The sequence below is a fragment of the Neisseria sp. P0021.S006 genome (assembly GCF_051956895.1).
In genome coordinates, this window is the sequence record NZ_JBQCWZ010000783.1 from 1 (window position 1) to 665 (window position 665).

The following is a 665-nucleotide window of genomic DNA, read 5'->3' on the forward strand; positions in this document are numbered from 1 at the left end:
GCTTTGGCGGCAAACATAAAAGAGGTTAATTTTTTCAATCTTAAGGCCGTCTGAAAAAACATAAGGGCGTGTGAAAACACGCCCTTTTTTATGGTTTCAAGTTTCGCATATAAAAAAGCGCGGGATTGATCCCACGCTTTTTCAGACGGCCTCTTACAAAGCAGCCAATACGGCATCGCCCATTTCTGAGCAGGAAACCAGTTTGGTACCTTCTTCGTAAATATCGCCGGTACGCAAGCCTTGTTGCAGTACTTTTTGTACGGCGTTTTCGACTTGTTGCGCGCGTGCTTCGTCGTTCAGGCTGTAGCGCAACAACATAGCGAGGGACAAAACGGTTGCCAGCGGATTGGCTTTGTTTTGACCGGCAATGTCAGGAGCAGAGCCGTGAGACGGTTCGTACAGGCCTTTGCCGTTTTCGTCCAAAGAAGCGGAAGGCAGCATACCGATGGAGCCGGTCAGCATGGAGGCTTCGTCAGAGAGGATATCGCCGAAGATGTTGCCGGTAGCAATCACGTCAAATTGTTTGGGCGCGCGTACCAACTGCATGGCGGCGTTGTCGACGTACATATGGGAAAGCTCGACATCAGGGTATTCTTTGCCGATTTCTTAAAAGATTTCGCGCCACAGTTCGGTGGTTTCCAAAACGTTGGCTTTGCCTACGGAGC

Annotated in this window: 1 pseudogene; it reads right to left on the reverse strand. The window is 49.9% G+C overall.

Annotated elements, in window-relative coordinates:
• Positions 1-153: 153 nt before the first annotated feature.
• Positions 154-665: pseudogene (locus ACTHUM_RS17080) on the reverse strand (isocitrate/isopropylmalate family dehydrogenase); the annotation flags it as partial.